Below are 14424 nucleotides of genomic sequence, written 5' to 3'. Positions count from 1 at the left end.
TCAGTTGCCTTCGAACTTCGGCTTTTCCTTGCTAACGAAAGCCTCGTAGGCGCGCCGGAAGTCCTGGGTCTGCATGCAGATGGCCTGGGCCTGGGCTTCCGCCTCGATCGCCGCATCGATCCCCATATCCCACTCCTGATGCAGCATGCGCTTGGTCATGGCGTGGGCGAAGGTGGGTCCGTCGGCGAGGCGCCGGGCCTGCCCTAAGGCTTCACCCTCAAGCTCCTCCGGACTGCACAGGCGGTTGAAGAAGCCCCAACGCTCTGCCTCTTCGCCCGACATGGCGCGGCCGCTGTAGAGCAGCTCCGAAGCACGCCCCTGGCCGATGACCCGCGGCAGCATGGCACAGGCGCCCATGTCACAGCCGGCCAGCCCGACCCGCACGAACAGGAAAGCCACCTTGGCGTTTTCGGTGCCGTAGCGCAGGTCCGACGCCAGCGCGATGATTGCGCCCGCCCCGACACAAACGCCGTCAACAGCCGCCACGATGGGCTGCGGGCAGGCGCGCATGGCCTTCACCAGATCGCCGGTCATGCGGGTGAAACGCAGCAAGGCCGGCATGTCGCTTTCGACCAGCGGACCGATGATCTCATGAACGTCACCGCCGGAGCAGAAGTTGCCGCCGGCGCCGGAGACGACGACGCAGCGCACTTCGGGCGCATCGCCCAGGCGTCGGAAGAGATCGCGCAATTCGGCGTAGGATTCAAAGGTCAGCGGGTTCTTGCGATCCGGGCGGTTCAGGGTGATCTGCCCGACCCCGTCATCGAGCTCCCAGCGGAAATGCTCCGCGCGATAGTCGGCCAGGCTCATCCGCCATCCCTTTCCTCGACGCTGCTCTCGACCGTCTGCGCAACGGACTCGCGCAGGCGACCGAGAAGCCGGGTCAGATCGTTCATTTCTTCGGTGCTGAGCCCGCTGAAACACTCCGACACCCAGGCCTCATGCTCGGCCGCCATCTCGGCAAAGGCGTCCCGGCCCCTGGGCGTCAGGCGCACGATCTGCGAGCGGCGGTCGTGCTCGGCTGCCACACGGGTGACCCAGCCTTCAGTCAGCAGCCGCTCCGTGACCCCGGTGACATTGCCGTTGGACACCATCAGGCGCCGGCTGAGTTCGCCCATCGATAAACCATCCGGGGCGCGATCGAGCTGGGCCAGCAAGTCGAAGCGCGGCAGGGTGGCATCGAAGTGCGAGCGCAGGCGCGTGCGCAACTCGCCGCTGATCAGGTTGCTGCAGGCGAGCAGGCGCAGCCACAGCCGCAAGGCGGCCTTGCTGTCGCCGGGCGTGGACTCTGCCGCGGGCGCGCTATCCCTCTGCGACGCCAAGCTCATGTCACCTCTCCCCCCGCGACGACTATGGACTGTCCCGTGATGGCCTCACTGCCCGGACGGCAGAGCCACAGCACGGCGTTGGCGACCTCTTCCGGCTTGACCAATCGCCCTTGCGGGTTGGTCTTGGCGAAGTTTTCGCGCACGGACTCCCGGGAACGCCCGCTGGCCGCCTCGATGCGCGCAGCCGCCTCCTTGATGAGATCGGTGTCGGTGTAGCCGGGACAGACCGCGTTGATCGTGACACCGCTGCGCGCTGTCTCCAGCGCCAGCGCCCGTGTCAGACCGATGGCGCCGTGCTTGGCAGCCCCATAGGCGGCGACATAGGGATAGCCCTTCAGGCCCGCCGTGCTGGCTATGGTGACGATCCGTCCCCAGTCCCGCGCCAGCATGCCCGGCAAGACAGCCTGGCAGCAGCTGTAGACGGCGGTCAGGTTGACGGCGAGCATGGCGTCCCAGGTCGCGCGCTCCAGGCGTTCGAAGGGGCCGGAAGCCGCCGCTCCGGCATTGTTCACTAGGATGTCGATGGGGCCGAACTGCGCTTGCGCATCTGCAATCGCCGCGCCGATATCGCTGTCACTGGTCACATCAGCGGTCTGTACCGCGCAGGCTTCGCCCAACTCCGCGCGCAAGGCTTCGAGCGGCGCGCGCGCCCGCCCCACCAGGCTCACCCGCGCGCCGGCCGCCACCAGGCTGCGCGCTATGGCAGCGCCGATGCCGCGCCCGGCTCCGGTGACCAATGCGTGCTGCCCATCGAGCCCGCTCACCTCGCGCCTCCCTCGTAAAATGTGCCCTGTGAAAGCCGGCACACCGTCTTGTCTCAATTGTTTTAAGCTTAAAATAATCGTCGCAGGCCCACAAGCCTTCCTTGACGCCGCCCCCGCGCCTCAGTCTGCTGCGACGGTCATCGTCGCGAAGGAGCATCCAGGCCGGTGCAAATATTTGTTGCAGTGATCGAGTTCTTTCTCGCCCGGCCGGCCATTTCCCACGGCGTGATTGCCCTTCTGATCATGGCGGCCGTTCTGCTCGTGACCCGGCCATTGCGCGTCGCGAACGCACACTGGATCGGTGCTGCCCTCGCCGTCGGCTTCTATTGGGGCCGGGAGAAGCGCGATCATGAAAACCGGCTCGATGCCCCGATGGCCGAAGTCTGGTATCAGGGGTGGGCACCCTGGGAATGGAACGCAAAGGACCAGGAGGGCTTTCTCTGGGCCTTCCTCGCCTGCCTTCTGCTCGCGCTGGTGCTGCACTTCGGCCGGCGTCGTTGAGCCCGTAAAGCGGGAAGTGGTCGCCGCGCCATGATGCCGCCATGCTGGTGCAGCAGCTTGGCCTTTCGAATCACGAGAACCAATCATTAAGAGGACTGCCGCCGATGTTTCGCACAACGCTCGCAGGCGCCCTTCTCACCGCAAGCCTTCTGACTGCCGCCGTCGCCGCACCGCCCGTCCTGGCGCAGGAAACGATAGAACTGCGCGAAAGAGCCGACATCGTCGACGTGCAGGAGCGTCTGGCCAACCTGGGCTGGTACCACGGCGCCATCGACGGGATCGTGGGCTCCGGGACACTTTCAGCCGCCAACGCCTACCGACGCGCGGCCGGAATTGCCACGTCCCAGCGAATCGACAAGGAGCTGCAGCTCCAGCTGCACTTCATCAATTCCGACCTCCGCCGTGGCACCACCACAGCCGTTCAACGCGACCCCGAAGTGCGGCGTGCGCAGGAGATGCTCAAGCTCCTCGGCTACTATCGTGCAGGCGTCGATGGCATTTCCGGTCCGCAGACACGCGAGGCCGTCACATCCTTCCGCAGAGACCAGGGGATCGCGGGAGGAACCGGTGTTGACCGGCAGCTGCTCGACGCCCTGGACGAGGAGCTTGTGCGCCAGGGCCGCATCTGATTTCGCGACCTTGAATGGCCGCGCGACTCCGGCTTGAGCCACCGCTGGCCCTGTGCTAACGCCACGCCCAGCCGGCTTGCCCCATCGCGCGGCGGGGTAAGTGTTCGCGTGTCGAGTGCCGGGCCTTGTTCAGGGGGAGATGCGGCTTGATCCAGGTGGAGCACCTGTCGAAGTCCTTTGGTGGATTGCGGGCGGTCAGTGACTGTTCCTTCACCCTGGAGGAAGGCGCGATCACCGGACTGATCGGGCCCAACGGTGCGGGCAAGACCACGGTGTTCAACATGATTGCCGGCTTCATCAAGCCGAGCGGTGGCCGGATCCTGTTCAAGGGACAGGATGTGACCGGCTTCTCCCCCGAGCGGTTGTTCAGCCTCGGAATCGTCCGCACCTTCCAGATCCCCCACGAATTCTCTCGCATGACAGTGCTCGAGAACCTGATGCTGGTTCCGCCGCAGCAATCGGGAGAGAGTCTCTTTGCCTCCTGGCTACGCTGGGGCGCGGTCCGACGGGAGGAGCGCGATGTTCGCCGCAAGGGCGAAGAGGTGCTGGAGTTCCTGGAACTCACACACGTCCGTGACGAACTCGCCGGCAATCTCTCGGGCGGGCAGAAGAAGTTGCTCGAACTGGGGCGTACCATGATGACCGACGCCAAGCTCGTACTGCTCGACGAGCCGGCGGCCGGGGTGAACCGCACGCTCATGGGCAAGCTCGCCCGCATGATCCAGCAGCTCCACTGCGAGCGTGGCTACAGCTTCTGCATCATCGAGCACGACATGGACCTGATCGCCGAACTCTGTCACCCGGTGATCGTGCTTGCGGAGGGCCGGGTGCTCACACAAGGCTCCATGGACAGCATCCGCCGCGACGAGCGTGTGCTGGAAGCCTATCTCGGTCACAGCGGCGCCCACGAAACGGAGGGCGCGGCGTGAGCCTCCTGTCCATGGAAAAGATCACGGGCGGCTACGGCGAGGCCGACATTCTGCATGACGTCACCCTGCGGGTCGATGCGGGGGAGATCGTGGTCATCGTCGGGCCCAACGGTGCGGGCAAGTCCACCGCCATGAAGGCCATCTTCGGCCTGCTCAAACTTCGATCAGGACAGATCCTCTTCGACGGGCAGGACATCACCAACTGGAAGCCCGACCGCGTCGTGCGCCGGGGCATCTGCTTCGTGCCGCAGTCCGACAACGTTTTCCCCACCCTGACGGTGCAGGAAAACCTCGAGATGGGTGCCTTCGTCCGCGACGATGATATCCGCCCGGCCATGCAGCGGGTGTTCGAACTCTTCCCGCCCCTACGCGAAAAACGGCGCCAGGCGGCCGGCACCCTCTCCGGCGGTCAGCGCCAGATGGTGGCGATGGGCCGCGCGCTGATGCTCGATCCGAAGCTGCTGCTCCTGGACGAACCCACGGCCGGACTGTCGCCGATCTTCATCGACCAGATCTTCGAGATCGTGAAGCAGGTCAACGCAGCCGGCATCGGCATCCTGATGGTGGAACAGAACGCCAAGCAGGCACTCGCCATCGCCAACCGGGGCTATGTCATGGCCCAGGGCGCCAATCGCCACGAGGGCACGGGCCAGGAGCTGCTCGCCGACCGCGAGGTCGCCGAAATGTTCCTGGGCGGCTGAAGGAAGAGACGACAATGGATATCCTGCAGCTGCTGATTTACGGGATCGTGCTGGGCGGTGTGATCGCGCTCGGCGCCATCGGCGTGTCCCTTACCTTCGGCATTCTCGGTTTCGCCAACTTCTCCCACGGCGACCTGATGAGCACCGGCGCCTATATCGCGCTGATCTTCTTCACCACGCTCGCCTGGCCGCTGTGGATCGCCCTGCCCATTGCCATGATCGCCACGGCGGCGCTGGCACTGGCCATCGACCGATCGCTCTATCGCTGGTTCCGAACACGACAACCGGTGATCCTCCTGATCTCCTCCTTCGGCGTTGCGCTCATCCTGCGCTCGCTGGTGCAGATGATCTGGGGCCCGGACACCATCACCTACCAGGCCGGCATCCAGATGCCCTACCGCGTCGCCGGCCTGCGCATCCGCCCCGACCAGATCACCATCCTGCTCTGCACAGTCGTCCTAGTGCTCGCCGTGCACCTCTTCCTGCAGCGGACCAAGATGGGCAAGGCCATGCGCGCCATGGCCGACAACCCCAACCTCGCGCGCCTGTCGGGCATCGATACGGAGCGCGTGGTGCTCTGGACCTGGGTGCTCGGCGGCGGGCTCGCGGGTGCTGCCGGCGTCTTCCTGGGCCTCGACACCCGGCTACACCCGGAAATGGGCTGGACGCTGCTGCTGCCGATCTTTGCGGCCGCCATCCTGGGCGGCATCGGCAAGCCCTATGGCGCCATCGTGGGCGGTCTGGTGATCGGCATCGTCCAGGAGATGTCGACGCTGGTCATTGCCGCCGCCTACAAGCCTGCGATTGCCTTTGCCATTCTCGTGGTCATGCTGATCGTGCGGCCGACCGGCCTCTTCTCCGGCAGGAGCACCGTGTGATGGAACTGGCCGGACTGCTCACCTACGGAATCTTTTTCCTGACGCTGGTCGGGATCTACGGTCTGCTGGCACTCGGCCTCAACGTCCAGTGGGGCTATGCCGGCATGCTGAACATCGGTGTGGCCGCCTTCTTCACGGTTGGCGCCTACACCAGCGCGATCATCACAACGGCTGAGAGCAGCGGCCACCTCGGCGGTTTCGGCCTTCCCTTTCCTGTCGGCCTGGCGGCGGCCATGCTCTTGTCGGGCATTCTTGCCCTGGGTGTGGGACTGATCACCCTACGCCTGCGCTCGGACTACCTGGCCATTGCCTCGATCGGCATTGCGGAGATCGTGCGCCTAACCCTGAAGAACGAAGGCTGGCTGACGGGGGGTGTGCGGGGCATGGCCGGCATTCCTCGCCCGTTGGCGGGCCTCATTCCCGGCTACGACGCCACCCTCTACCTGCTGCTGGTGCTTGCCTTCGTCGCGGCCGTCTACTGGGCCAACGAGCGGGCCTGGCGCTCACCCTGGGGCCGCGTGCTGCGGGCAATCCGTGAGAACGAAGCTGCGGCGCGGGCCATGGGCAAGAACGCATTGCTCTTCCGGCTCCAGGCCTTCGTGCTGGGCGCCGTGGTCATGGGACTGGCCGGGGCGCTCTACGCCCACTTCGTGCGCTTCATCAGCCCGGAAGCCTTCAACCCCTTGTTCGCGACCTTCCTGATCTGGGTGATGTTGATCGCCGGCGGCAGCGGCAACAACCGAGGCGCCCTGCTCGGCGCCTTCGTGATCTGGATTGTTTGGTCGGCGACGGAGATCTTCGTCACCCGCCTGCCGGAGGATCTGGTGACCCGTGCCGGCGCGCTGCGGGTGCTGCTGATCGGCATCCTGCTGCAGGTCATCCTGCTGGCTCGCCCCCAAGGTATCCTGCCGGAGCGCCCGCCCCGTCCCGAAAGGCACGAGTGAACCGAAGGGCCGTTGCGGCGTAAACGGCTGCTATAGCGCGCGGGCGTGCCCCTTGGTCTCGGGCTGGAGATAGCGGTCGAAGGCCGCAGCCGCCACACGCACCAGCGGCCGGCCCGCCGGCAACACCCGCACCCGCGCGCCCTGCAACTCGACCAGTCCTTCCGCGATCAGGGGCGCGAGACGGGCCAGAGACGGCGCGAAAGCCTGCGCACCGCCGTGCTCACTCAGATCCACCTCGAAGTGGCACATCAGGCTTTCGATGACGGCACGCTCGCGCCGGTCGGCCTCGTCCACTTCCAGGCCGCGCGCCACCGGCAGGTGGCCCTGCTCGATCGACTGGCGGTAAGTCGGCATGTCGGTGGTGTTCTGGATGTAGCCCTGCGGCAATGTTCCGATCGCTGAAGCACCGAGCCCGAGCAATATGGGCGCCTCGTCAACGGTATAGCCCTGGAAGTTGCGATGGAGCTTGCCGCGGGAGTGGGACAGGGCCAGCGGATCGTCCGGTCGGGCAAAGTGATCCAGCCCGATGCGGCAATAGCCCGCCTCACCCAGGCGTGCCGCCACGGCCTCTGACTGCGCCAGGCGGGCCGCCTCGTCCGGCCGCGCATCTTCCGGCAAGAGGCGCTGGTGGCGCTTCAGGTGCGGCACGTGGGCATAGCCGAAGAGTGCAAGCCGGTCGGGCTGCAGGGTTAGGATGGTCTCGGCCGTCTGCAGGACGCTCGCCACGCTCTGATGCGGCAGGCCGTACATCAGATCCAGGTTGATGCCACCCACACCCGCCGCACGCAGCCGATCGACGGCGCTCTGCACCACCGCAAAAGGCTGGATGCGGTTGATGGCGCGTTGGACCTGCGGATTGAGATCCTGCACGCCGACGCTGGCCCGGGTCACGCCAAGCCGCAAAAAGGCTGCGATCACCGCATCGTCCAGGCCGCGCGGGTCGATCTCCACGGCGATCTCGGCATCCGAGGTCGGCTGAAAGGAACCCTGTATTGCGGCCGCGATGCGATCAATCTCCGCAGGTGGCAGCAGGCTTGGCGACCCGCCGCCGAAGTGGAGATGTGCCAGCGGCCGCTTGTCCCCGCCCAAGGCTTCCGTCAGCAGATCGAACTCGCGCAGCAGCAGGTCCACATAGGCCGTGACCGGTCGCAAGGTCTGGATCACCCGGGTGTGACAGCCACAGAACCAACAGAGCGTGTCGCAAAAGGGGATGTGCAGGTAGAGCGATAGCGGAGCGTCCGCCGGCAGAGCCTGCAGCCAGGTGCGGTAATGATCGGCGGTGACGCCGGGATGAAAGTGCGGCGCGGTGGGGTAGCTGGTGTAGCGGGGCACCGGCCGGCTGTGCTTGAGTAGGCGTGCGCTTTGCATGGGGGTATTAAAGCGCGGGCCGGCGCGCGGGACTTTGATCTGCGACAAAGACCTGCGAGATCACAGCGTTGGCCGAGGCCACCATGTCCTTGATCGGGGCCTGTTCACAAGGGGGATAAACTGACCATGCTGCGCCTGCTTCTCCTAGTTTCCGTGCTGCTGATCGGGCTCTCGCCACAGACACAGCTGCGTGCCGGCGACATGGGCGAGCGCGAGCCCTTGCGCCTGGTGATTGTGCACGTCAGCGACCTTGACCGCATCGAAGCCCGAGGCGGCCGCGGCGGCCTGGCCAAGCTCGCCAGTCTGGTCGGCACCATTCGCTCGGAACATGCGCATGTGCTGCTAACCCATGGAGGCGACGCGATTTCCCCCTCGGTTCTGAGCAACTTCGATCAGGGCGCTCACATGATCGACCTGCTGAACCGACTGGACCTCGATCTCTTCGTTCTGGGCAATCACGAGTTCGATTTCGGCCAAGCGGTGACACTGGAACGGGTGGCGGAAGCGGACTTTCCAGTGCTCGGCAGCAATCTGCGCCGAAGCGACGGCACGAGGCTCCCAGGCGTCGAGGAAGAGGTCATGCTCGAGATCGCCGGCTGGCGGATCGGTGTGCTGGGCCTGCTCACACCGCAGACCCTCACCAGTTCCAGCCCCGGTGACATGGCGTTCACCCCGGAGGTCGATGCCGCCGCGGAACGAGCCGCCGCACTGCGCGCAGAAGGCGCGGATCTGGTCGTAGCGCTGGTGCACAGCGGCTACGAAGTCGACACGGCCTTGGTGCGGCAAGGCGCAGTGGATCTGGTGTTGGGGGGCCATGATCACCTGCAGCACCTGCTCTGGCCCACCAACGGCACCGCGTTTGTCGAGGCCGGCGCACAGGCGAACCACGTCGCCGTCATCGAGCTCCTGCTTCAGCAAGGTGAGGACGGCGTCACCGACTGGTCAGCGCAGTTTCGCTTTCTCGACACCCTGGAGGTCAGGCCCGACCCGGACATGCAGGCCGCAGTCCAGGGCTATCTGGCCGACGTCGAAGAGGCGTTGAGCCACCCACTCGCGACCACGGAGGTGGCCCTGGACACCCGCGGCAGCAGTTTGCGCAGCGAGGAGAATGCTTTCGGCAACCTGATCGCGGACGCCTTCAGGGGCGCCACGGGCGCAGATGCGGCCATTCAGAACGCCGGTGGCATCCGCGGGCATCGTCACTACGCCAAGGGCAGCGTGCTGACCAAAGGCGACGTGATCGCGGAATTGCCCTTCCAGAATCGTGTCGTGCTGCTTGAAGCGGACGGCGAAACCCTTTGGCAAACCATTGAGCACGGCCTCGCCGCCGTGGAGCAGCGATCCGGCCGCTTCCCGCAAGTCTCCGGCCTGTCGATTGTCTACGATCCGCAGCGACCGCCAGGCGAGCGTCTTCTGGAACTGCACGTCCAGGATCAACCGCTCGATCCGGATGCCCTCTATCACCTTGCGGTGAATGGCTTCAATGCAGACGGGGGTGATGGCTACGAGATGCTGACGGACTTGCCGCGGCTTTCACACTCGGCAGAAGGCCTCTCCGACACCGCGGTGCTCATGCGCCACCTGGAGCAAGCCGGGCGCATCGCACCCCAGGTAGAAGGCCGCATAACGGTTCAATAAACGAATCGGGCCGCCCTTTATTGAGCGGCCCGATCGAAACTAACTCAGGTATCCGGGTCAGGTATCGAGGAAGGAGCGAAGCTTCCGGCTGCGGCTCGGGTGCTTGAGCTTGCGCAGCGCCTTGGCCTCGATCTGACGGATGCGCTCGCGCGTCACCGAGAACTGCTGGCCGACCTCTTCGAGGGTGTGGTCGGTGTTCATGCCGATGCCGAAGCGCATGCGCAGCACGCGCTCCTCGCGCGCGGTGAGGCTGGCCAGAACCCGCGTGGTGGTTTCGCGCAGGTTGGACTGGATCGCGGAATCGATCGGAATGACCGCGTTCTTGTCCTCGATGAAATCGCCGAGGTGACTGTCCTCCTCGTCGCCGATCGGGGTCTCGAGCGAGATCGGCTCCTTGGCGATCTTGAGCACCTTGCGCACCTTGTCGAGCGGCATGACCAGACGCTCGGCCAGTTCTTCCGGCGTGGGCTCGCGGCCGATCTCGTGCATCATCTGGCGGCTCGTGCGCACCAGCTTGTTGATCGTCTCGATCATGTGCACCGGGATGCGGATGGTGCGCGCCTGATCGGCGATGGAGCGGGTTATGGCCTGCCGGATCCACCAGGTGGCATAGGTCGAGAACTTGTAGCCGCGCCGGTACTCGAACTTGTCGACGGCCTTCATCAAGCCGATGTTGCCTTCCTGGATCAGATCCAGGAACTGCAGACCGCGGTTCGTGTACTTCTTGGCGATGGAGATCACGAGGCGCAGGTTCGCCTCGACCATTTCGGTCTTGGCCTTGGTCGCTTCGCGCTCACCCGACTTGACCGTGGTGACGATGCGCCGGAACTCAGTGATCGGCAGGCCGGTCAATTCCGCGATGCGCGCAATCTCGGCACGCAGGCGGGCGATCTCTTCCCCATCCTTCTTGACGAAGTTGCCCCAGGCCTTGCTCAGGTCGGCGACATTGGTCATCCAATTGGGGTCAAGTTCCTGGCCGTAATAGTTCTGCAGGAAGCTCTGACGCTGCACCCGGTGCCGCTCGGCCAGCCGCAGCAGGCGGCCTTCATAGCCCATGAGCTGTTTGTTGTGGGCGTAGAGCTGCTCCACCAGCTCCTCGATGCGCGCGTTGTTGAGATGGACGTCCTCCATCTCGCGCACCAGAGCCTTGCGCAGGGAATTGTACTGCTTCTCCAGGCGAGGGGGCAGTTCCTCACCCTTCTGGAGCGCAGTCAGGCGCTTTTCCTGTGCCTTGGCCAGCTTCTTGAAAGTCTGGTCGATCCGCTCGAAGGTTTCGAGCACCTGCGGCAGGAGCTGCTGCTCCATGGCCGAGAGGGAGAGGCTGCTTTCCTCCTCTTCCTCCTCGTCATCGCCGCCTTCGCTCTCACCCTCAGCGGTTTCGGCTTTGCCGTCGACCGGCGCCTTCGCAGCGGCAGGATCGGCAGCAGGATCGGCGGCGCCATTCGTGGGAGCCGCAGCCTCGCCCTCGGGCGCAGCGCTGGTATCTGCCGCCGGTGTCGCCGGTGTCGCCGCAGCAGCGCCGTCCGGGCCGGCGCCATAGGTGGCGTCGAGATCGATGATCTCGCGCAGCAGCATCTCGCTGTTCTGCAGCGCGTCGTGCCACATGAGCAGCGCCCGGATGGTCATCGGGCTCTCGCAGAGGCCGCCGATCATCTTTTCGCGGCCGGCCTCGATCCGCTTGGCGATGGCGATTTCGCCTTCACGGCTCAGCAGCTCGACCGATCCCATTTCCCGCAGATACATGCGCACGGGATCATCGGTGCGGCCGACGTCGTCGTCGTTCAGGTTGCCACTTGCAGCAACGCCTTCTTCGTCCTCTTCCGCCTCGGCTTCGGCTGGAGCGGCAGCTTCCTCGGCTTCCTCGCTCTCGATGACGCTGATGCCCATCTCCGAGAGTGTGGCCATGACGTCTTCGATCTGCTCGGAAGAGACCTGGTCCGTGGGCAGAACCTGATTCAGCTCATCATAAGTGACATAGCCGCGCTCCTTGGCGCGGGCCATCATTCGCTTGACGGCCGCCTGGGTCTTGTCGCCCAGCGCGCCTTCCGGCGCGTCCTCGCGGCCCTCGGTCTCTTCGGTGCTCTCGCTCGCCTTGCTCGCCATTCCGTCCTCGCACATAGATCGGGCACCGTGCCATGCCCGCCGCATGACCAGCCCGATTGCCCCTCAAGATTTGCGTCGCTGTTGTCGAAGCGCGCCTGCTTTGGCAGGTGCTGCCTGGGCGACATCCAACTGCCGATACCTGTGTCGATCGCGCAGTATTCGAAGACGTCCTAGCCTGTTACAGCGTCGCTCCTCGACCCTCTGTTTCATCCGCGCCTGTCACGACCCGCTCAAGCCAGTAGGCAAACCGCGCTTCCGCTTCGAGTGGAACAGCGTCCAGGCGGAGTGTGGGTTCGTGAATCGTCAATGCAGTGCCAAACAGGCGATCCAGCAACTCAGAAAAGCCCTGGCCGCGTAGGTGGCATTCAAGTGTATCACTGTCAAGGTCCGGCGCTTCTGCCAGCGCGTCTACCAAAGCCCGCCGCAGTGCCTCCAGTTCCCGGTCATCGAGCGCCGGGCGGGCCAGTTCCTCAAGATTGCTTATCGCCAGATGGGGATGGCGGACGGCCAGGGCCAGGAGAATCTGCACCGGCCGCCGCTTCAGGCCCGCCACGAGCGGCTTGGTTCCGACCGTGCTGCGCTGTGCCGGGCGCTGACCTCTGCCGGGGCGCCCGCGCTGACCGCTCCGTCCACTACCTGCCCCGCGGCGGGCACGCATCAGGCCGAAGTAGCGATCGAGCAGCGCCGTGCGATAGGCGGCCTGCACGCTGCGGTCCCCGATCTGTTGCACCTGCTCCATCACCGCCTGGCGCAAGGCCGCCTGGCGCTCCGGCGTGTCCAGGGAGCGTCCGGCCAGCAGCCCCTCCCATAGGATGGTTTCCAGCGGGCGCGCAGCCTGCAAAAGCGCCTGCAAGGCAGCCGGTCCGGCATTGGTCACCAGGGAGTCGGGATCCTCGCCCTGCGGCAGGGTGATGAACTGCAGGCTGCAACCGGGCCGCAGCAATGGCAGGGCGCGCTCTGTCACCCGCTGCGCCGCCCGCTGACCGGCTGCATCACCGTCAAGGCAGATCACGGGTTCTGGCGCCATGCGCCAGAGCTCCTGAAGCTGATCCTCCGTCACGGCCGTGCCGAGCGGCGCGACGCAGCCCGGAAAACCGGCCTGGGCCAGGGCAATCACGTCCATGTAGCCCTCGACCACGAGCAGAGGCGCTCCGTCGGCGGCGGCACGGCGGGCGTGATGCAGGTTGTAGAGCACCCGCCCCTTGTCGAAGAGCGGTGTATCAGGTGAGTTGAGGTACTTCGCTCTGGCATCGCTTGAAAGCGCTCGGCCGCCGAAAGCAATCACCCGGCCCTGGCGGTCCGTGATGGGAAAAATCACCCGGCCGAAGAAGTAGTCACGCAGCTCACCACCTTCTTCCGGTTGCTTCAGCAGACCGGCTTCCACGAGCTGGGAATCCTTGATGCCTTGGGCTTTCAGCGCAGCCCGGAGAACCCCGCGCTGACCAGGAGCGTATCCCAGGCGAAAGCGCCCGATGGTCTCCGGCGACAGTGCGCGCCCTTCGAGATAGCGGCGCGCCTCGCTGCCGCTGGAAACCGCCAGCTGCTGCTCGAACCAGAGACAGGCCTTTTCCAGCACCTCATAAAGCGTGGCGCGGCGCGCAGCGGCCTGGCGGGCCTGGGGCGTGCGCTCGGGCATGGGAATGCCGGCCTGCTCAGCCAGGCGCTCGAGCGCTTCGGGATAGCTGAGGTTCTCCCAGCGCATGACCCAGCCGATGACATCGCCATGCGCACCGCAGCCGAAGCAGTGGAAGAACTGCTTGTCGTCATTCACCGTGAAGGAGGGCGACTTTTCGTTGTGGAAGGGACAAAGGCCGGTGAACTCTCGGCCCCGACGCTGCAAGCGCACCTGCCGTCCCACCAATTCGGAGACGGCAATGGCATCGCGCAGTTGCTCGGGGAACCCGTCGCCGGTGGACATCGGCCTTTTGTCGCTCCTCACCTCATGCCAGGCGCTGCTTGACCATCTGGCTTGCCTTGGCGAATTCCATGCGCCCGGCATAGCGTTCCTTCAGCAAGGCCATGACGCGGCCCATATCCTTGATCGACTGCGCTTCCACCTCCGCGATGGCCTGCTCGACAGCCGCCTCGGTTTCCGCGCCGCTCAATCCCTGGGGCAGGAAACGCTCGACGACGGCAATCTCCGCCTCTTCCCTGGCAACGAGATCCTCACGACCGGCTTTCTCGTATAGAACAATGGCTTCCCGGCGCTGCTTAACCATCTTTTGCAGTATTTCGAGGATCTCCTGGTCGTCGATCCCGTCCGCGTTCCCGCTGCTGCGCGCCTGGATATCCCGGTCCTTCAGGGCAGCCAGGATGAGGCGCACTGTGGCCAGCGCCTGCTGGTCCTTCGCTTTCATCGCCCCCTTCAGAGCGTCGTTCAGCTCACTGCGCAACATCGGCGCCTTCTCCTTATTGTCAAAGCATAGGTCAGCGCTGAAGCCCACTGCCAGGCTCCCATGAACTTGCGGCCGATCTCTTCGGGAACCGCCACGATCCGTTATTGCCGGGTCCGGGCATTCGCTTGACCACCCTGCCTGCATACCATACATCACGCTCAAGGCTGGCCGACCACCCGTAACGGGACCGCCCTATATAGGAAGCGGGCCCGCCAGCGCAACCTCCGGCCGGCTGCCTGCGCTTT

General features: G+C 65.3%; 14 protein-coding genes. 7 read left to right on the top strand and 7 right to left on the bottom strand.

Features of this window, described 5'->3' with window-relative positions; all coding sequences use genetic code 11:
* Genes ABZ720_RS14335 through ABZ720_RS14325 form a run of 3 tightly spaced genes read right to left on the bottom strand, consistent with a single transcriptional unit; the run spans window position 1 to window position 2092 of the window.
* Window positions 1-810 carry an enoyl-CoA hydratase family protein gene (locus tag ABZ720_RS14335; RefSeq protein WP_366556216.1) on the bottom strand — a complete coding sequence of 270 codons (810 nt, stop codon included), beginning with the start codon at window positions 808-810 and terminating at the stop codon, window positions 1-3.
* Complete coding sequence (locus ABZ720_RS14330; RefSeq protein ID WP_366556215.1) at window positions 807-1328, bottom strand: MarR family winged helix-turn-helix transcriptional regulator; 522 nt, start codon at window positions 1326-1328, stop codon at window positions 807-809. The genes ABZ720_RS14335 and ABZ720_RS14330 overlap by 4 nt, the downstream gene beginning before the upstream one ends.
* A complete protein-coding gene (locus tag ABZ720_RS14325) occupies window positions 1325-2092 on the bottom strand; it encodes an SDR family NAD(P)-dependent oxidoreductase (protein ID WP_366556214.1) in 768 nt (255 codons plus the stop codon). The genes ABZ720_RS14330 and ABZ720_RS14325 overlap by 4 nt, the downstream gene beginning before the upstream one ends.
* Before the next feature lie 165 nt (window positions 2093-2257).
* Here ABZ720_RS14325 and ABZ720_RS14320 point away from each other — a divergent pair, with 165 nt between their 5' ends.
* From ABZ720_RS14320 to ABZ720_RS14295, 6 genes are all read left to right on the top strand, one after another.
* Window positions 2258-2593: a hypothetical protein gene (locus tag ABZ720_RS14320; RefSeq protein WP_366556213.1), complete on the top strand. Its 336-nt coding sequence runs from the start codon at window positions 2258-2260 to the stop codon at window positions 2591-2593.
* 104 nt (window positions 2594-2697) lie between these two features.
* On the top strand, window positions 2698-3222 hold the full coding sequence (locus ABZ720_RS14315) for a peptidoglycan-binding domain-containing protein (protein WP_366556212.1): 525 nt from the start codon (window positions 2698-2700) through the stop codon (window positions 3220-3222).
* A 155-nt stretch (window positions 3223-3377) separates the two neighbouring features.
* Entirely contained in the window at window positions 3378-4151 is a 774-nt protein-coding gene (locus ABZ720_RS14310; protein WP_366556326.1) for an ABC transporter ATP-binding protein, read from the top strand.
* Complete coding sequence (locus ABZ720_RS14305; RefSeq protein ID WP_366556211.1) at window positions 4148-4852, top strand: ABC transporter ATP-binding protein; 705 nt, start codon at window positions 4148-4150, stop codon at window positions 4850-4852. The genes ABZ720_RS14310 and ABZ720_RS14305 overlap by 4 nt, the downstream gene beginning before the upstream one ends.
* Window positions 4853-4866: 14 nt before the next feature.
* Window positions 4867-5730 (top strand): branched-chain amino acid ABC transporter permease, encoded by an 864-nt coding sequence (locus tag ABZ720_RS14300; RefSeq protein WP_366556210.1) that lies wholly within the window; start codon window positions 4867-4869, stop codon window positions 5728-5730.
* On the top strand, window positions 5730-6674 hold the full coding sequence (locus ABZ720_RS14295) for a branched-chain amino acid ABC transporter permease (RefSeq protein WP_366556209.1): 945 nt from the start codon (window positions 5730-5732) through the stop codon (window positions 6672-6674). The genes ABZ720_RS14300 and ABZ720_RS14295 overlap by 1 nt, the downstream gene beginning before the upstream one ends.
* 30 nt (window positions 6675-6704) lie before the next feature.
* On the opposite strand, the gene hemN is transcribed toward ABZ720_RS14295, so the two are convergent.
* The gene (hemN, locus tag ABZ720_RS14290; protein ID WP_366556208.1) at window positions 6705-8042 is read right to left on the bottom strand and encodes an oxygen-independent coproporphyrinogen III oxidase; all 1338 of its coding nucleotides are present in this window, start codon (window positions 8040-8042) and stop codon (window positions 6705-6707) included.
* A 126-nt stretch (window positions 8043-8168) separates the two neighbouring features.
* Between hemN and ABZ720_RS14285 the strand changes: the two genes are divergently transcribed.
* On the top strand, window positions 8169-9680 hold the full coding sequence (locus tag ABZ720_RS14285) for a bifunctional metallophosphatase/5'-nucleotidase (RefSeq protein WP_366556207.1): 1512 nt from the start codon (window positions 8169-8171) through the stop codon (window positions 9678-9680).
* A gap of 57 nt (window positions 9681-9737) precedes the next feature.
* On the opposite strand, the gene rpoD is transcribed toward ABZ720_RS14285, so the two are convergent.
* The 3 genes from rpoD to ABZ720_RS14270 all read right to left on the bottom strand — a co-directional run bounded on the left by rpoD (window position 9738) and on the right by ABZ720_RS14270 (window position 14179).
* On the bottom strand, window positions 9738-11783 hold the full coding sequence (rpoD, locus tag ABZ720_RS14280; protein WP_366556206.1) for an RNA polymerase sigma factor RpoD: 2046 nt from the start codon (window positions 11781-11783) through the stop codon (window positions 9738-9740).
* 178 nt (window positions 11784-11961) lie between these two features.
* On the bottom strand, window positions 11962-13701 hold the full coding sequence (gene dnaG / locus ABZ720_RS14275; protein ID WP_366556205.1) for a DNA primase: 1740 nt from the start codon (window positions 13699-13701) through the stop codon (window positions 11962-11964).
* A 22-nt stretch (window positions 13702-13723) separates the two neighbouring features.
* Window positions 13724-14179, bottom strand: coding sequence for a GatB/YqeY domain-containing protein (locus tag ABZ720_RS14270; protein WP_366556204.1), 456 nt, complete (start codon window positions 14177-14179; stop codon window positions 13724-13726).
* Window positions 14180-14424 lie beyond the last annotated feature (245 nt).

The organism is Aquibaculum sediminis, from assembly GCF_040712085.1.
GTDB classification, from domain to species: Bacteria; Pseudomonadota; Alphaproteobacteria; order Kiloniellales; family DSM-21159; genus Aquibaculum; species Aquibaculum sediminis.
The sequence above is the reverse complement of the archived record's forward strand: the minus strand, read 5'-3'. Positions and strand labels throughout refer to the sequence as shown.

Bases quoted from the DNA above. Each gene is read 5' to 3' on its own strand.
- ABZ720_RS14335 (WP_366556216.1), bottom strand. From the start codon at position 810: ATGAGCCTGGCCGACTATCGCGCGGAGCATTTCCGCTGGGAGCTCGAT.
- ABZ720_RS14330 (WP_366556215.1), bottom strand. From the start codon at position 1,328: ATGAGCTTGGCGTCGCAGAGGGATAGCGCGCCCGCGGCAGAGTCCACG.
- ABZ720_RS14315 (WP_366556212.1), top strand. From the start codon at position 2,698: ATGTTTCGCACAACGCTCGCAGGCGCCCTTCTCACCGCAAGCCTTCTG.
- ABZ720_RS14300 (WP_366556210.1), top strand. From the start codon at position 4,867: ATGGATATCCTGCAGCTGCTGATTTACGGGATCGTGCTGGGCGGTGTG.
- ABZ720_RS14295 (WP_366556209.1), top strand. From the start codon at position 5,730: ATGGAACTGGCCGGACTGCTCACCTACGGAATCTTTTTCCTGACGCTG.
- hemN (WP_366556208.1), bottom strand. From the start codon at position 8,042: ATGCAAAGCGCACGCCTACTCAAGCACAGCCGGCCGGTGCCCCGCTAC.
- ABZ720_RS14285 (WP_366556207.1), top strand. From the start codon at position 8,169: ATGCTGCGCCTGCTTCTCCTAGTTTCCGTGCTGCTGATCGGGCTCTCG.
- rpoD (WP_366556206.1), bottom strand. From the start codon at position 11,783: ATGGCGAGCAAGGCGAGCGAGAGCACCGAAGAGACCGAGGGCCGCGAG.
- dnaG (WP_366556205.1), bottom strand. From the start codon at position 13,701: ATGTCCACCGGCGACGGGTTCCCCGAGCAACTGCGCGATGCCATTGCC.
- ABZ720_RS14270 (WP_366556204.1), bottom strand. From the start codon at position 14,179: ATGTTGCGCAGTGAGCTGAACGACGCTCTGAAGGGGGCGATGAAAGCG.